Genomic DNA, 14,226 nt, shown 5'->3' with positions numbered 1-14,226 from the left:
GACGACAGCGACCCGGCGACGGCGGTGCCGGCGAGCAGCGCGCGGTTCGTCGAGCGCGGGTTGATGCTGTCGAGCAGGAACAGGACGAGCGCCGTCCCCGCCAGGATCAGTGCCGGTGCGAGCGCCGTCCACTCGGGAAGTTCGAGGACCGCCATCAGAGATCACCTCCCTGGACGATCGGATCGATTGCGTCGGTTATCATGTCGAAGATCAGGTCGGGAGCCACGCCAAGGGCGATGATGAGCCCCAGCAACACGACCATCGAGGCGACGTCGTGGACGGGTGCGCGGCCGACCTCGTAGTCGGTCTCGAGTCGATACGGGCCGAACACCGTCCGCTGGAGGGCGAAGAGCAGGTAGCCCGCGACGAGGACGATGCCGAACATCGCGAGCGACGTGAACAGCGGCGCGTACTCGAGCAGTTCGGAGCCGAAGGCACCGAAGAAGATGAAGTACTCCGCGGCGAAGCCGCTCATCAGCGGCAGCCCCATGTAGCCGAAGGCGCCGGCGATGAGGATCCCGACCGCGATCGGCATCCGATCCGCCATCCCGGACATGTCGGTGACCATCCGGGTGTGGGTCGCGTTGTAGATGACGCCGACGGCCATGAACATCAGCCCGGAGATCAGGCCGTGGGAGACCATCTGGAACGTCGCGCCGCCGACCCCGAACTGGGTGTACGCGACCAGTCCGAGGATGACGTACCCCATCGACGAGACGGAGGAGTAGGCGACGATCCGTTTGAGGTCGGTCTGGGCGAGGGCCAACATCGCGCCGTAGATGACGCTGATGACGGCGATCGCCGCGATCGGCACCGCATAGGCCTCGACCTGCTCCGGGAACATCGTGAAGTTGAATCGGAGCAGGGCGTAGGTCCCCATCTTCAGCAGCACGCCGGCCAGCAGGATCGAGGCCGGCGTCGGCGCCTCCACGTGGGCGTCGGGCAGCCACGTGTGGAACGGGACGATCGGCACCTTCACCGCGAAGCCGAGGAACATCGCGACGAAGACGACCGAGGCGAGCGCCGTCCCGCCGAGACCGAAGAGCCCCTCGGGGCCGCCCTCGAGCATCGCCGTCGCGATCTCGGGCAGCGCGAAGGAGGTGACCGAGTCACCGAGCCCGAAGACGAGCGCGATGAAGGCGCCGAACATCACCAGCGACGCCACGTTCGTGTAGACGAAGAACTTGATCGCGGCGTACTTCCGGCGCGGGCCGCCCCAGATCCCGATCAGCAGGTACATCGGGATCAGGACCGCCTCCCAGAAGACGAACCAGAGGAAGAAGTCGAGCGCCGTAAAGACGCCGAGCAGCATCGCCTCGATGAAGAGAACGAGCCCGTAGAACTGGGACTCGCGCTCGTCGATCGGCGTCCACGAACTCACGATCGCCAGCGTACAGAGGATCGTCGTCAGGACGACCAGCGGCATGCTGATCCCGTCGACGCCGACGAACCACGAGATCGACCGCCCGCCGATCTCGAGCCACGCCGCTCGCGATTCGAACGCCAGTTCGCCGTCGAGCAGGGCGTTCCCGCTGCCGTCGAAGGCGGCAAACAGCCACAGGGACAGGGCCGCCGGCACGAGGCTGATGGCGAACGCGAGTTTGCCGGCGATGCGATTCGGCGCGACGAACGTCACCAGCGCGCCGATCAGTGCGACTGCGATCAGTGCTTCGATCATCATGCGAACCACCCTCCGAGATAGCCGAGGACGAGTAGTAAGCCGATGAACCCGCCCACCAACAGCGCCGCGTAGTTAGTCACGATACCCGTCTGGAGCCGTTTCATTCGATCGCTGCCGAACAGACTGATCGTCGAGGTTCCGTTGACGACCCCGTCGATGACGGTCTGGTCGAATCGGTCGGCCGCTCGAGCCAGCGGGAGCGTGAAGCCTTCGGCGAGCCAGACCTGGTACTCGTCCTGGTAGTAGTTGCTCTTGAGGACGCGGTACGCGCCGCCGAGCGTTTGCGTGTGACGCGACGGTTCGGGGACGTTGTACAGCGTGTGTGCCGTGAACGCGCCCGCCAGCGCGAGCCCGAGCGACAGTCCGGCGCTCAGCAGCATGGTGGTGGTCTCCGACCCGATGAAGCTCTCCTCGAAGGCCACCGTCTCGTGGTAGGCGTGATAGGTCAGTCCATCGACGTAGCCGTACTCGCCGTCGAGCCAGAACTCGAGATAGGTGATGTCCCAGTGGAGCAGTTCCGCGACGGGCGCGAGGTTCGCGAAGCCGGCGACGGCCGCGAGCGTCCCGAGCGCGAGCAGCGGGACCTTGACGGCCCAGCCGACCGCGTGAGGCTCTTCGGCCGTGTCGGAGCGGGGCTCGCCGTGGAAGGTCAGGAAGACCATCCGGAAGGTGTAGAAGCCGGTGAAGAAGACGGCGAGCAGTCCCATCGCGTAGGCCGCGAGGATGACCGGCTCTCCCAGCCCGACGGCCAGCGCGTCGAACAGCACCTCGTCTTTCGACCAGAAGCCGGAGAAGGGGACGATTCCCGCGAGCGCGAGCGCGCCCGCGAGGAACGTGTAATAGACGACGGGCGCTTTGTCCTTCAGCCCGCCCATCTCCCACATGTCCTGCTCGTGGTGCATGAGGATGATGACGGCACCGGCACCGAGGAACAGGAGCGCCTTGAAGAAGGCGTGGTTCATGAGGTGGAAGACCCCGGCGACGTAGCCGCCGACGCCCAGTCCGAGCATCATATAGCCGTACTGGCTGATCGTCGAGTACGCCAGCACCTGCTTGATGTCGTCTTTGACGACAGCCATCGTCGCGGCAAAGAGCGCGGTGAAGCCGCCGACGAAGGCGATGATCGCCAGCGCGGTCGGGGACAGCGCGTAGTAGCCGAACATGCGAGCGACCAGGTAGACGCCGGCCGCGACCATCGTCGCCGCGTGAATGAGCGCGGAGACGGTCGTCGGGCCCTCCATGGCGTCGGGCAGCCAGGTGTGGAAGGGGAACTGCGCGGACTTGCCCAGCACCCCGCCGAGCACGAGCAGCCCGGTGATCGTCACCCAGGTCTCGGCGTCGAAGCCGAAGAGGGTCGCGCCGTCGTCGATCGCCGTCTCGGCGGCGGTGACGAACGACTCCTCGCCGGCGAACTCGACCGTGCCGAACGTCGCGGCGATGGCGACGACCCCGACCAGGAAGAAGTAGTCACCGAAACGAGTGACCAGGAACGCCTTCTTCGCGGCCGAGGGGGCCGATTCCGTACGGAACCAGAACCCGATCAGCAGGTACGAGCAGAGCCCGACGAGCTCGAAGAACATGAACGCCATCAGCAGGTTGTCCGCGAAGACGAACGCGAGCATGCTGAAGGTAAAGAGGCCGAGTTCGGCGTAGTACCGCCGGAGCCCGGTCTCCCCTTCGGCGTTCATATACCCGAGACTGAAGACGTGGACGAGCAGCGCGACGAGAGAGACGATCACCAGCATGAGCGCCGAGAGCGGATCGATCAGGACGCCGAAGGAGAAGGCGATTCCCTCGGCTCCGGTTTCGCTCGCGGCCGCGCCGGCCGTCCACTCGTAGAGCGTCGTCTGGTGAACGTCGCCGCCCGCGACGGCTGCAAACATGACGAGCGAAACGACGAGCGAGCCCGCCGTCGCGATGATGCCCGCGAACGCGCCCTTCTTCGGCATGTACTTCCCGAAAACGAGCGTGACCACGAAGGCCACGAGCGGGAACACTGCGATCGCCGGTGCGAATCCGAACGGATCTGTTGCTATTGCGGCCATCTTACCACCTCATGGTCGTCGGAACCGTGACGTCGACGTCACGGAAGTTGCGGTACAGCACTAGAATGATTCCCAGTCCGACGGCCACCTCGGCGGCAGCGAGCGCCATCGTAAAGAGCGCGAACAACTGCCCCGTGAGGTTGCCGTGATAGAACGCGAACGCGATCAAATTGATATTCGCCGCGTTCAGCATGAGTTCGACGGACATCAGGAATAACAGTGCGTTGCGACGCGTCAGCACCCCGAAAAGACCGATACAGAACACTGCCATCGACAGCAGCACGTAGTACTGCACGTCGACGGTCATCGATTTCTACCTCCCGTCTCGGCCGTCCCACCGTCAGCCCCGCCATCGGCGACGGCCGGCTCTGGACCCGTCTCGCTGCTCGAGGCCTCGCCGGTGCTCGAGAGCGCGGCGACGGGTTCGCCCTCCTCTTCGCGTTTCGCGAGGACGAGCGAGGCGTCGAGCGCTGCGTCGAGTGCGATCGCCACGAGCAAGACGGCGGCGAGGAACGGCTCGGTGCCACCGATTTCCTGCAGCGAGTCGAAGCCGAACAGCGCGTAGCCGAGTTCGGCCGTGATCGAGACGTCGTCGGGGAAGCCGGCCCCTGCGGCTTGGGTCATCGGCTCGAAGGCCGTGTTCAGTGTGATGAGCGCCATCACGCCGAACAGCCCGACGGCGAGCAGCCCCGGGACCAGCGTCTTGCCGAGTCGAAGTTTCGGACCGGTCGTCATGCCTGTACCACCTCGTCTGCGTCGGCGTCGTCGCGCTCGGTCAGCATGACGGCGAACGTGATGAGGACGAGGACCCCGCCCACGTAGACGAGGACCTGCATCATGGCGACGAATTCGGCCGCCAGCATCACGTAGTGGACCGCCACGCTGAGCAACGCTACGCCAAGCAGGAGCGCCGAATGCCACGGGTCCTGCATGAGCACGACACCCACCGCGCTGGCCAGCGTCACGATGGCGAACAGCGCGAACGCGATCAGCTCGTAGTTCATGGTTGTTGATAGTGCCCGTTTACGGGACGGGCGGACCCGTTACTGGTAGTCGACCTCCCCCTCACCCTCGCCGACCCACGCGCCCCGGTCGGGTTCGCGGGCGGCGAGCGGGTCGATGTCCTTGTACCACGGTACCGCCTTCAACTGCTCTTTGTTGTAGACGAAGTCGTGTTTCGTGTCCGCGGTGAACTCGAAGTTCTCCGTCAGCAGGATGGCGTCGACGGGACAGACCTCCTCGCAGAGTCGGCAGTAGATACACTGTCCGATGTGGAGGTTGTACTGTTCGCCGTTTCGCTGGTCGTCCATCACGATCTGGATCGTATCGTTCGGACAGACGTTCTCGCACTGCCGACACCAGATACACCGCTCCTGACTGAACTTGTGAACGCCCCGAAACCGGGGCGAAACGTCGGGTGCGGTCTCCGGGTACTCCACCGTGAAGGTGGAGCCGTCCAGTGCGTGCTTCATCGTCGTTGCCATCGATTTGAGTATTCCGATCATGCTAGCAGCCCCACGATTACCGCGGTCAGGACGAGATTGGCGAACGAAAGGACCAGCAGGCCCTTCCAGCCGATCTCGATCAGTTGGTCGATCCGGACGCGTGGCACCGCCGAACGCAGCCACTGCGTCGCGAAGAACACCGCCCAGATCTTGATGAGGAACCAGACGATGCCTGGGAGTATCGGCCCGGCGGGTCCGCCGAGGAAGATCGTCGCGATAATCGCGCCGCCGAGGAAGATGTGGAGGAACTCCCCGAGGTAGATTAACACGAAGTAGACCGAGGAGTACTCGGTCTGGTAGCCGGCGACGATCTCGGTCGGTGCCTCCGGCGTGTCGAAGGGATTACGGCCGACTTCCGCGAAGTTCGCGACGAGGAACAGAACGAACGCGAAGGGATTGACCAGCGCGTACCACGACGGAATCGAGATCCCGGCGATCTCTATCAGCGTCTCGTGTTGGGCCGCGACGATCTCGCCCATCTGCAGCGTGCCGGCGAAGATCACGACGGACATCCCGGTGACAACCAGCGGGATCTCGTAGGCGATGTTCTGTGCCACCGCGCGAAGCCCCCCAATCAGGGAGTACTTGTTCGCCGACGCGTAGCCGGCCATCACCAGTCCGAGGCTCGCGATCCCCGAGACCGCGAAGACGTACGCCAGTCCGACTTCGGGGTCGGCGAGGTGGATCCCGCTTCCCATCGGAATGACGGCGAAGCCCAGCAGCGCCGACGCCGCGACGACGATCGGCGCGAGGTCGTAGGCCGGTCGATCCGCGTTCTCCGGAACGACCAGTTCCTTCGACAGGAGCCGAACGGCGTCGGCGACGATGATGAAGATCCCGGCCGGTCCGAGCCGATTGACCGCGATTCGGTCCGTGAACGCGGCGGTGATCTTCCGTTTGGCCCACGGCCCCGCGACGCCGGTCATCGCGAGCATCAGGTTCCCGATGATGAACGCCGCGAGAAAGGTCGCGAGCAGTTCGCCGCCGAGACCGAACCCGTTGAGGCCCGTTAACTCGCCGATCCGCTCCGGGAGCAAGACCGTGTCCTGCAGCGGATACGCAGCGACCGCACCGAACATACTAGCGGTCCACCTCCCCGAGCACGATATCGAGGCTGCCCAGCGACGCGATCAGATCGGGCACGTACTCCCCTTCGGACATCTCGGGCAGCGCCGAGAGGTTGTGGAAGCACGGACTCCGGATCTTGAACCGACCCGGCTTGTCCGTCCCGTCCGAGCGGATGTAAATGCCGAGTTCGCCCTTCGCCCCCTCGACGGCGCGGTAAATCTCCGTGTCCGGGTCGGGTTTCAGCGTCCGCGGGACGTTGCTCTGGACCGTCCGCTCGTCTTCGGGCCAGTCCGCGAGCAGGTCGAGACACTGCTCGATGATCTTCGCGGACTCCTCGACCTCCTGCATGCGCACCAGAACGCGGCTGAAGTTGTCGCAGCCGTCCTCGGTGACGACATCCCACTCGAGGTTCTCGTAGTAGCCGTAGGGGTCGTCGCGACGGAGGTCGTAATCGATGCCCGAGCCCCGGGCGACGGGCCCGGTACAGCCGTACTGTTTGGCGACCTCGGGCTCGAGAATCCCGGTGTCGTGACACCGGATCTGGAAGATTTCGTTGCCGGTCAGCAGGTCGTTGTACTCGTCGACCTTCGCGGGGAGCCCGTCGAGGAAGTCCCGCGTCTTCTCGATGAACTCCTCGCGGGGTTCCGGGAGGTCCCAGGCGACCCCGCCCAGCCGGAAGTAGTTGAACATGAGCCGCTGGCCGGTCAGGTCCTCGAGGATGTCCTGAATGACCTCGCGGTCGCGCATGCCGTACTGGAAGATGGCGGTGAAGTCGCCGTAGACGTCGAGCGCGAACGTGGCCAGCGCGAGCATGTGTGCAGCGATTCGGCACATCTCGGCGCTCATCGTCCGGATGACCTGGGCGTACTCGGGGACCTCGATATCCGCGAGGTCCTCGGCCGTGCGCGCGTAGGCCCACTCGTTGAGCAGGCCCGCCGAGACGTAGTCCCAGCGGTCCGGATAGGGCATGATCTGGTGACGATAGGTCCCCTGCTGGCACATCTGCTCCTCGCAGCGGTGCAGATAGCCGATATCGGGGTCGACGTCGACGACCGTCTCGCCGTCCAGCACCGTCTCGATGTGGAGCACGCCGTGGGTCGCCGGGTGGTGCGGACCGATGTTGAGGAACATCGTGTCCGACTCGTCGTCGTGGTGGTCCGGCTGGACCGGGTTGGCGTGTTCCGTCAGCGTCACGAGCTGGGGCTTCTCCTGATCGTAGCCCCGCGAGAGCGGATGGCCCTGCCAGGTTTCGGGCAGGAGGATCCGACGCGGATCGGGGTGGCCCTCGTAGTCGATACCGACGAGGTCGAAGGCTTCCCGCTCGTGCCAGTCGGCCGTCCGGAAGACCGGCTCGGCGGTCTGGCTGACCGGGTTATCGGTGGTCGTCGGGACGACGATCGAGACCTCCTGGGTCGGATCGGCGTACTTCTTGAGGTGGTAGATCGACTCGTAGCGATCGGCGTACTCCTGGGCGGTGAGACAGGAGAGGTGATCGAATCCGGCCTCGTCCCGCAGGTCGCTCAGGACGTTCTGGACGTCGTCCGGCCGGATGACGAACCCCGGCGCGTTCAGGTGATCGTCGCGTGCGAGCGCGCGATCACCGATCAGCGCCGCGAGGTCGTCTTCCGACACCTCGACCGGCGGCTGCTGTCCTCGCTCGAGTCCCGTGCTCATGGCGAATCAGCCCAGTTGTATCGCATGACGAGGTCCTCCTCGTCGATGTCGTCGGCGAGCTTCTGGACGAGTTCGTCCTGCGGCAGGTCGCCGAACTCCTCGAGTTCGTAGGGCTTGACGACGACCGGAGTCGACTCGCCGTTGCGGATCCGCTCTTGCAGTTTGGCGATACCGTAGACGAGCGCCTCCGGCCGGGGCGGGCAGCCGGGGACGTGGATGTCGATGGGGATGATCTCCTCGGCACCCTTGACGACGTTGTAGCCCTCCTGGAAGGGGCCGCCGGAGATGGTACACGAGCCCATGCCGACCACGAACTTGGGTTCGGGCATCTGATCGTAGACCCGCTTCATCCGGGGGCCGAACTTCGAGACGATCGTCCCCGGAACGATCATCACGTCGGCCTGTCGGGGCGAGGCACGCGGGACCCCGGCCCCGAAGCGGTCGAGATCGTGTTTGATCGCGTACGTGTGCATCATCTCGATGCTGCAGCACGCGATTCCGAACTGGAGCATGAACATCGAGTTGCCCCGCACCCAGTTCATGAACTTGTCGAACTTCGTGAGGATGAACGGGGTCGACCCGAAGGCCTCGCGAAGCTTGGAGTTGAAGCGGTCGTCGGCACCCTCACCGATCCGCGAGTCGCGGGTGTCCGACGACGGAGCGGTGCTGTCGTAGATTTGTTGGCGTGGTTGTTCGCTACTCATTGTCTGTCAGTTTCCAGCTGGCGAGCTGTCTGTGCCCACTGTACTGCGCCGTTGCGCCACGCCCACGCGAGTCCGACGAGCAGGATGGCGACGAACAACAGCATCGGTCCGAGCGCGCTGACGAGCGAGATTTCCTCCGCCGCGAGCGCATCCTGATAGGCGACCGCCCACGGAAACAGGAGGACGGTCTCGATATCGAAGATGACGAACAGAAGCGCAACCATGTAATACTGAATATTGAACCGGATGCGCGTTCCGCCGGTCGGAATCTCGCCACTCTCGTAGGTGGCGCGTTTGCTCGTTTCGGGCACGGTGGGTCGCAGGAGATACGATACCGCCATCATCCCGAACGGTATCAACACCCCGACGAGCGCCAGCGCCCCGATAGCGATCCAATCATTCATCTCGGTAACGTTCGAGGCTTCAAACCGCACGCACATAAGGGTTGATTCTTCGTTTTCCGGGGAAACACGGGCCAGAGAGGGAGTTCAGCGCGAATAGACCTACGTGAATAATCACATTATACTATATATAGCTGTGTGTAGAGTGAACGGATCGGTAGTACGATATTACTCGAGGCCGAAATCGACCACGACGCGCCGCGTGCGGCGGTAATTTCAGCCACGCAGACGAGTGGTCGCCCGATTGGAAGCGCGACCGGGATCACCGATCACAGTTTCAGAGACACGCGGAACATCCCCCCGGCCGTACGGGACGAGTTGCCGATCCCGGTCCCGGAACGCACCGGCCTCGGAACGCACTGATCTCGATTCCGGAATTTACCGATCTCGATTCCGGAACGTCGGCGTCCCGGAGTCGTGGAGTTCTCGAGAGACGGTTCCGACGCCCTCGCGCAGATCTTCGTGGTAGGCGACGAGTCGGTCACGAATTGACTCGTGCTGGCGGGCGAGAATCTGTGCGGCCGACAGCGCGGCGTTGAACGACTTGCCGGCGTCGACCGCGACCAGCGGCGCCCCCGTCGGCATCCCGATGACGCTGTCGACGGACTTCTCCTGGACCGGAACGCCGATGACCGGCAGCGGATACGCGATCGACGCGGTCATGTTCGGGAGATCCGCGGATTTCCCGCCCGCACCGGCGATAATTACGTCGAGGCCCCGCTCTTCGGCCGTCTCCGCGTAAGTCGTCATTAAGTCCGGCGTTCGGTGAGCCGAGGTCACGTAGGTCTCGAACGTGAACCGTTCCGCGGGCGGGTTCTCGTAGTCGGTCTGCTCGGCGAAGCCGAGTTCGTCGACGAACGCGTCGTAGGCGCCCCGGCGCGTCCCGCCGGTCATCATCGTCTCGAGGTCGGAGTCGCTGCCCATGACGATGCCGACGTCCGGGGTTTCCTCGGACGGGCGATCCTGTTCGGCCTCGCGGTGCAGGCGCTCGATCAGTTCGCTGACGCTGTCGCTCATGGCTGATGGTGGTCGGGCGAGTGACTTGAAACAGTGGTAAACGGACCAAGCGGCCGAGACGACCCGCAGTCGGCTGGCTACGTCTGGAACGTCACGCGCTCCTCGAGGTCGCGCGCGGCCTCCAGTAACGCTTCGACGTCGGCGTCCTCGGTCTCGCCCGAGACGGTGACGTGACCCATCTTGCGCAGCGGTCGGGCCTGCCGCTTGCCATACCAGTGGAGATGCGCGGCGGACGTCTCGAGAATGCGGTCGATGTCGCTCAACTCCGCGCGCCGTTCCTCGTCGACGTCACCCAGCAGGTTCGTTAGAACGGTCGGCGAACGCAGCTCAGTCGAACCGAGCGGCCAGCCCAGCACCGCCCGCGCGTGCTGTTCGAACTGCGAGGTCTGGGCGCCCTCGATCGTCCAGTGACCCGAGTTGTGCGGGCGCGGCGCGATCTCGTTGAGCAAAACGTCTCCCTCGCGCGTTTCAAACAGTTCGATCCCGTACACGCCCCGTCCGTCCATCACCTCGAGCACGTCGCGCGCGACCGCGTGAGCGCGCTCGGTGACGGCATCGCTCGAGCGCGCGGGAACGACGGTCTCCCGAAGGATTTCGTCCTCGTGGATGTTTTCCCCGATCGGGAAGGTCGCGATTTCGTCCTCGCCCTTGACCGCGATGACGGACACCTCGCGCTCGAAGTCGACGAACGACTCGACCATCGCGGGGCCGGCGACGGACTCGAGGGCGTCCGCAGCGTCGGCTTTCGACTCGACGGGGACGTTCCCGCGCCCGTCGTAACCCCCGGTGCGAGCCTTGAGCATCACCGGTGCGCCGTAGTCGTCGATCGCTCCGCGGACGTCGTCGGCGTCCTCGACCGCGCGGAAGGGCGGCACCGGAACGCCGGCGTCCTCGAGTTCGCGCTTCTGAACGAGTTTGTCGTGGATCGTCTCGAGCGTCGACGGCTTCGGGTGAACGGGCGTTCCCGTCTCCTCGCTCACACGGTCCATCACGTCCTGGTCGGCGAGTTCGATCTCGAAAGTGAGTATGTCCGCGCGCGCGGCGAGTTCGCGGATTCCCGCCTCGTCGTCGAACCCGGCGACGATCTGGTCGCGAGCCACCGGCGCGGCGGGGCAGTCCGGCGTCGGATCGAGCACGACCACCTCGACACCCAGCGGCGCGGCCGCTTCGGCGAGCATCCGCCCGAGCTGTCCCCCGCCGACTACGCCGATCGTCAGTCCCGGCGTCCGTAGCGTCGTCATGCCCGGCGGTTCTCGTCGCCCGCGCTTAAGAATTCTCAAATGGGCTGTCGCTCGAGGCGGGAGTCGGTTTCGGTCACCCGAGAACGGTACCTCTTTTACCCGCCCTCTCCACCGCTCGCCTATGACCACGCTCGGACTGGTGGTCGCGGAATTCAACCGTCCGATCACCGAGCAGATGGAGCAGGAAGCGCTCGAGGCGGCCACCGCCGCGGGCGCCGAGGTGTACGAGACGGTCCACGTTCCGGGAGTCTACGACGCGCCGCTGGCAGCCGACCGGCTCGCCCGCCGCGAGGAAGTCGACGCGGTGGCCGTCGTCGGGACGGTCATTACGGGCGACACCGATCACGATCATGTGATCACCGACGCCACCGCTCAGGGACTCACCGACGTGAGTCTCGAGCGCGATACGCCCGTGACCCTCGGCGTGACCGGGCCCGGCATGTCCGCCGCCGAGGCGCGCGAACGCGTCGCAAACGCGGCGAAAGCCGTCGACGGCGCGCTCGATCTCGTCGACGAACTTCCCGACCCCAGTCCCGCTGCCGATTCAGACTAGATCCACAATGACGATGGAATTCACCGACCGCGTCAGCCGAGTCGAACCGTCCGCAACGCTCGCCATCTCTGCACTCGCCACCGAACTCGAGGCCGAGGGCGCAGACGTCGTCGACCTGAGCGTCGGCGAACCCGACTTCCCCACGCCCGAGAACATCATCGAGGCCGGCAAGGACGCGATGGATGCCGGCCACACCGGCTACACCACCTCCGCCGGTATCCTCGAGTTGCGTGAGGCAATCGCTGACAAACTCGCCGACGACGGGCTCGAGCACGGCCCCGAGAACATCATCGTCACGCCCGGCGCGAAGCAGGCGCTCTACGAGATCATCCAGGCGCTCATCCAGGATGGCGACGAAGTCGCCCTGCTCGACCCCGCGTGGGTCTCCTACGAGGCGATGGTGAAAATGGCCGGCGGCAACCTCACCCGCGTCGACCTTTCGGACTCCGACTTCCAACTTGAGCCCGCACTCGACGACCTCGCAGCCGCGGTCTCCGACGAGACGGAACTGCTGATCGTCAACTCGCCGTCGAACCCGACCGGTGCGGTCTACTCCGACGCCGCGCTCGAGGGCGTCCGCGACCTCGCCGTCGAACACGACATCACCGTCATCTCTGACGAAATTTACAAGGAGATCACCTACGGCGTCGAACCGACGAGTCTGGGCACGCTCGAGGGGATGGCCGACCGAACGATCACGGTCAACGGCTTCTCGAAGGCCTACTCGATGACCGGCTGGCGACTGGGCTACTTCGCCGGCCCCGAGGAACTCGTCGAACAGGCCGGCAAACTCCACAGCCACTCCGTCTCCTCCGCCGTCAACTTCGTCCAGCACGCCGGTCTCGAGGCGCTCGAGACCGAGGACGCCGTCACCGAGATGACCGAGGCGTTCGAGGAGCGCCGCGATCTGGTCGTCGACTTGCTCGCCGAGTACGACGTCGACGTGGCGGTGCCGGAGGGCGCGTTCTACATGATGCTTCCCGTCGATGAGGATGACCAGACGTGGTGTGAGGGTGCGATCGAAGACGCTCACGTCGCGACCGTGCCGGGGAGTGCATTCGGCACGCCCGGCTACGCGCGGATCTCGTACGCGGCGAGCGAGGAACGGCTCGAGGAGGGGCTCGAGCGGCTGGCCGAGGAAGGCTACCTGTAACCGATTTCCGGCAGTATCCTACTTACGGTATACCGAGTTTTCGCTGCCGAAGCACGTCGTACTCCTCCCGGACAACTACGCTGGAAAAGGCGACAGAGTAACGGTACCGTGCCAGTCGTGTGGGAACGACCTCGAGGTTCGTCCGGCGAGGGTCGACGAACAGAAACGGGGCTTCTTCTGTACGCTGGACTGTTATGGTGACTGGCTATCGGAGAACGTCGTCGGCCCGGACCACCATCAGTGGGAGGGCGGGACGATCGAATACGGCCGTACGTGGTGGCGTGTTCGCCGGCGAGCACTCGAGCGGGACGAGTACACGTGTCAGTATTGTGGCGCAGAGAAGGCGGAACTCGATCGGAACCCGGATGTTCACCATCTTCAGCCCGTTCGGTCGTACGACGACCCCGAGGATGCACATGCGATGGAGAACGTACTTGCGCTCTGCCGGAGCTGTCATCGACGAGCCGAGGAGGGACAGATAGCCGTTTCTCCTCGCGCCGAAAAGTAACACTATTGTGATGCCGTCGTCTATTCCCTAGCAAGAAGTCTCGTGGTGGTGAGCAGTTCCTCTGGAACTGCGATCCTCACGGGGCTTCGAACGCAGTGAGAAGTCCCGTGGTGGTGAGCGAATCCGAGGGATTCGCGAATGACACGGGACAACGAGTGAAACGAGGAGTCCCGTGGTGTAGTGGCCAATCATATGGGCCTTTGGACGTGTTCGGTACGTTCCGTCACGGAAGCGAGCCCATGACGGCAGTTCGAATCTGCCCGGGACTATGACAAATATTTTACATGGGTTTGACCAAAGAGTCACACAGATACCTACCGAGTCTACCGCACGACTACAATATATCGGCGTCGTCGCAGGCATCGCGTCGGTAGTACCGAGAGACGGCACTGTTCAAGAACGTTCGCGGACACACGCCGTGCTCGTCTAACACCTCTATAGTAATCCCTCTTGTCTCAAGGACAGTCACTATGTTCGGAACGAGCGGTATCCGCGGAACCGTCGGTGAGGAGGTAACGGCCGAACTCGCGCTCTCGGTCGGCCGGGCCGTCGCGTCCGACGGCTACGACCGCGTCGTCGTCGGGCGAGACGCTCGAGAGAGCGGCAAGGTCCTGACCGATGCACTGACCGCTGGACTGCGCGAGTGTGGTGCGGACGTGCTCGAAGCGGGGGTCGC

14 protein-coding genes, 1 tRNA gene and 3 pseudogenes are annotated in these 14,226 nt (G+C 64.5%); 5 read left to right on the top strand and 13 right to left on the bottom strand.

Annotated elements, in window-relative coordinates; all coding sequences use genetic code 11:
• From PGX04_RS12365 to PGX04_RS12305, 13 genes and pseudogenes are all read right to left on the bottom strand, one after another.
• A pseudogene (locus tag PGX04_RS12365) lies at positions 1–155 on the bottom strand (NADH-quinone oxidoreductase subunit N); the annotation flags it as partial.
• Positions 155–1,681, bottom strand: coding sequence for a complex I subunit 4 family protein (locus PGX04_RS12360; RefSeq protein ID WP_273738788.1), 1,527 nt, complete (start codon positions 1,679–1,681; stop codon positions 155–157). The pseudogene PGX04_RS12365 and the gene PGX04_RS12360, both read right to left, overlap by 1 nt.
• Positions 1,678–3,726 (bottom strand): NADH-quinone oxidoreductase subunit L, encoded by a 2,049-nt coding sequence (gene nuoL / locus PGX04_RS12355; protein WP_273738787.1) that lies wholly within the window; start codon positions 3,724–3,726, stop codon positions 1,678–1,680. Before nuoL ends, PGX04_RS12360 begins: the two co-directional genes overlap by 4 nt.
• Before the next feature lies 1 nt (position 3,727).
• Positions 3,728–4,033, bottom strand: a complete 306-nt coding sequence (nuoK, locus tag PGX04_RS12350) for an NADH-quinone oxidoreductase subunit NuoK (RefSeq protein ID WP_006181260.1) — start codon at positions 4,031–4,033, stop codon at positions 3,728–3,730.
• Complete coding sequence (locus PGX04_RS12345; RefSeq protein ID WP_273738786.1) at positions 4,030–4,461, bottom strand: hypothetical protein; 432 nt, start codon at positions 4,459–4,461, stop codon at positions 4,030–4,032. The genes nuoK and PGX04_RS12345 overlap by 4 nt, the downstream gene beginning before the upstream one ends.
• Positions 4,458–4,730 carry an NADH-quinone oxidoreductase subunit J gene (locus PGX04_RS12340; RefSeq protein ID WP_273738785.1) on the bottom strand — a complete coding sequence of 91 codons (273 nt, stop codon included), beginning with the start codon at positions 4,728–4,730 and terminating at the stop codon, positions 4,458–4,460. The genes PGX04_RS12345 and PGX04_RS12340 overlap by 4 nt, the downstream gene beginning before the upstream one ends.
• Positions 4,731–4,769: 39 nt before the next feature.
• Entirely contained in the window at positions 4,770–5,231 is a 462-nt protein-coding gene (locus PGX04_RS12335; RefSeq protein ID WP_098724238.1) for a NuoI/complex I 23 kDa subunit family protein, read from the bottom strand.
• A complete protein-coding gene (locus PGX04_RS12330; RefSeq protein ID WP_273738784.1) occupies positions 5,228–6,310 on the bottom strand; it encodes a complex I subunit 1/NuoH family protein in 1,083 nt (360 codons plus the stop codon). The genes PGX04_RS12335 and PGX04_RS12330 overlap by 4 nt, the downstream gene beginning before the upstream one ends.
• Position 6,311: 1 nt before the next feature.
• The gene (locus PGX04_RS12325) at positions 6,312–7,973 is read right to left on the bottom strand and encodes an NADH-quinone oxidoreductase subunit D (protein WP_273738783.1); all 1,662 of its coding nucleotides are present in this window, start codon (positions 7,971–7,973) and stop codon (positions 6,312–6,314) included.
• The gene (locus tag PGX04_RS12320) at positions 7,970–8,677 is read right to left on the bottom strand and encodes an NADH-quinone oxidoreductase subunit B (protein WP_273738782.1); all 708 of its coding nucleotides are present in this window, start codon (positions 8,675–8,677) and stop codon (positions 7,970–7,972) included. Before PGX04_RS12320 ends, PGX04_RS12325 begins: the two co-directional genes overlap by 4 nt.
• Entirely contained in the window at positions 8,674–9,081 is a 408-nt protein-coding gene (locus PGX04_RS12315; RefSeq protein ID WP_273738781.1) for an NADH-quinone oxidoreductase subunit A, read from the bottom strand. Before PGX04_RS12315 ends, PGX04_RS12320 begins: the two co-directional genes overlap by 4 nt.
• A gap of 375 nt (positions 9,082–9,456) precedes the next feature.
• Positions 9,457–10,095 (bottom strand): AIR carboxylase family protein, encoded by a 639-nt coding sequence (locus PGX04_RS12310; RefSeq protein WP_273738780.1) that lies wholly within the window; start codon positions 10,093–10,095, stop codon positions 9,457–9,459.
• Between the two features lie 77 nt (positions 10,096–10,172).
• On the bottom strand, positions 10,173–11,336 hold the full coding sequence (locus tag PGX04_RS12305; RefSeq protein ID WP_273738779.1) for a 5-(carboxyamino)imidazole ribonucleotide synthase: 1,164 nt from the start codon (positions 11,334–11,336) through the stop codon (positions 10,173–10,175).
• Between the two features lie 121 nt (positions 11,337–11,457).
• Here PGX04_RS12305 and ribH point away from each other — a divergent pair, with 121 nt between their 5' ends.
• The 5 genes and pseudogenes from ribH to PGX04_RS12280 form a co-directional block, all read left to right on the top strand.
• Complete coding sequence (gene ribH, locus PGX04_RS12300) at positions 11,458–11,889, top strand: 6,7-dimethyl-8-ribityllumazine synthase (RefSeq protein WP_273738778.1); 432 nt, start codon at positions 11,458–11,460, stop codon at positions 11,887–11,889.
• Between the two features lie 7 nt (positions 11,890–11,896).
• A complete protein-coding gene (locus PGX04_RS12295; protein WP_273738777.1) occupies positions 11,897–13,042 on the top strand; it encodes a pyridoxal phosphate-dependent aminotransferase in 1,146 nt (381 codons plus the stop codon).
• A 61-nt stretch (positions 13,043–13,103) separates the two neighbouring features.
• A pseudogene (locus PGX04_RS12290) lies at positions 13,104–13,550 on the top strand (HNH endonuclease); the annotation flags it as partial.
• Between the two features lie 166 nt (positions 13,551–13,716).
• Positions 13,717–13,819: transfer RNA gene (locus tag PGX04_RS12285), tRNA-Gln, on the top strand.
• 201 nt (positions 13,820–14,020) lie between these two features.
• Positions 14,021–14,226 (top strand): annotated as a pseudogene (locus PGX04_RS12280) (phosphoglucosamine mutase); the annotation flags it as partial.

The organism is Natrinema soli (assembly GCF_028618695.1).
Note: the sequence above shows the minus strand (reverse complement) of the source record. Positions and strands in the feature narration are given on the sequence as shown.

What these genes read in the sequence shown, in the direction of transcription:
- PGX04_RS12320 (WP_273738782.1), bottom strand. Translation starts at nt 8,677, where the DNA reads ATGAGTAGCGAACAACCACGCCAACAAATCTACGACAGCACCGCTCCG.
- PGX04_RS12345 (WP_273738786.1), bottom strand. Translation starts at nt 4,461, where the DNA reads ATGACGACCGGTCCGAAACTTCGACTCGGCAAGACGCTGGTCCCGGGG.
- PGX04_RS12305 (WP_273738779.1), bottom strand. Translation starts at nt 11,336, where the DNA reads ATGACGACGCTACGGACGCCGGGACTGACGATCGGCGTAGTCGGCGGG.
- PGX04_RS12315 (WP_273738781.1), bottom strand. Translation starts at nt 9,081, where the DNA reads ATGAATGATTGGATCGCTATCGGGGCGCTGGCGCTCGTCGGGGTGTTG.
- PGX04_RS12325 (WP_273738783.1), bottom strand. Translation starts at nt 7,973, where the DNA reads ATGAGCACGGGACTCGAGCGAGGACAGCAGCCGCCGGTCGAGGTGTCG.
- PGX04_RS12335 (WP_098724238.1), bottom strand. Translation starts at nt 5,231, where the DNA reads ATGATCGGAATACTCAAATCGATGGCAACGACGATGAAGCACGCACTG.
- PGX04_RS12310 (WP_273738780.1), bottom strand. Translation starts at nt 10,095, where the DNA reads ATGAGCGACAGCGTCAGCGAACTGATCGAGCGCCTGCACCGCGAGGCC.
- ribH (WP_273738778.1), top strand. Translation starts at nt 11,458, where the DNA reads ATGACCACGCTCGGACTGGTGGTCGCGGAATTCAACCGTCCGATCACC.
- PGX04_RS12340 (WP_273738785.1), bottom strand. Translation starts at nt 4,730, where the DNA reads ATGAACTACGAGCTGATCGCGTTCGCGCTGTTCGCCATCGTGACGCTG.
- nuoL (WP_273738787.1), bottom strand. Translation starts at nt 3,726, where the DNA reads ATGGCCGCAATAGCAACAGATCCGTTCGGATTCGCACCGGCGATCGCA.
- PGX04_RS12330 (WP_273738784.1), bottom strand. Translation starts at nt 6,310, where the DNA reads ATGTTCGGTGCGGTCGCTGCGTATCCGCTGCAGGACACGGTCTTGCTC.
- PGX04_RS12360 (WP_273738788.1), bottom strand. Translation starts at nt 1,681, where the DNA reads ATGATGATCGAAGCACTGATCGCAGTCGCACTGATCGGCGCGCTGGTG.
- PGX04_RS12295 (WP_273738777.1), top strand. Translation starts at nt 11,897, where the DNA reads ATGACGATGGAATTCACCGACCGCGTCAGCCGAGTCGAACCGTCCGCA.
- nuoK (WP_006181260.1), bottom strand. Translation starts at nt 4,033, where the DNA reads ATGACCGTCGACGTGCAGTACTACGTGCTGCTGTCGATGGCAGTGTTC.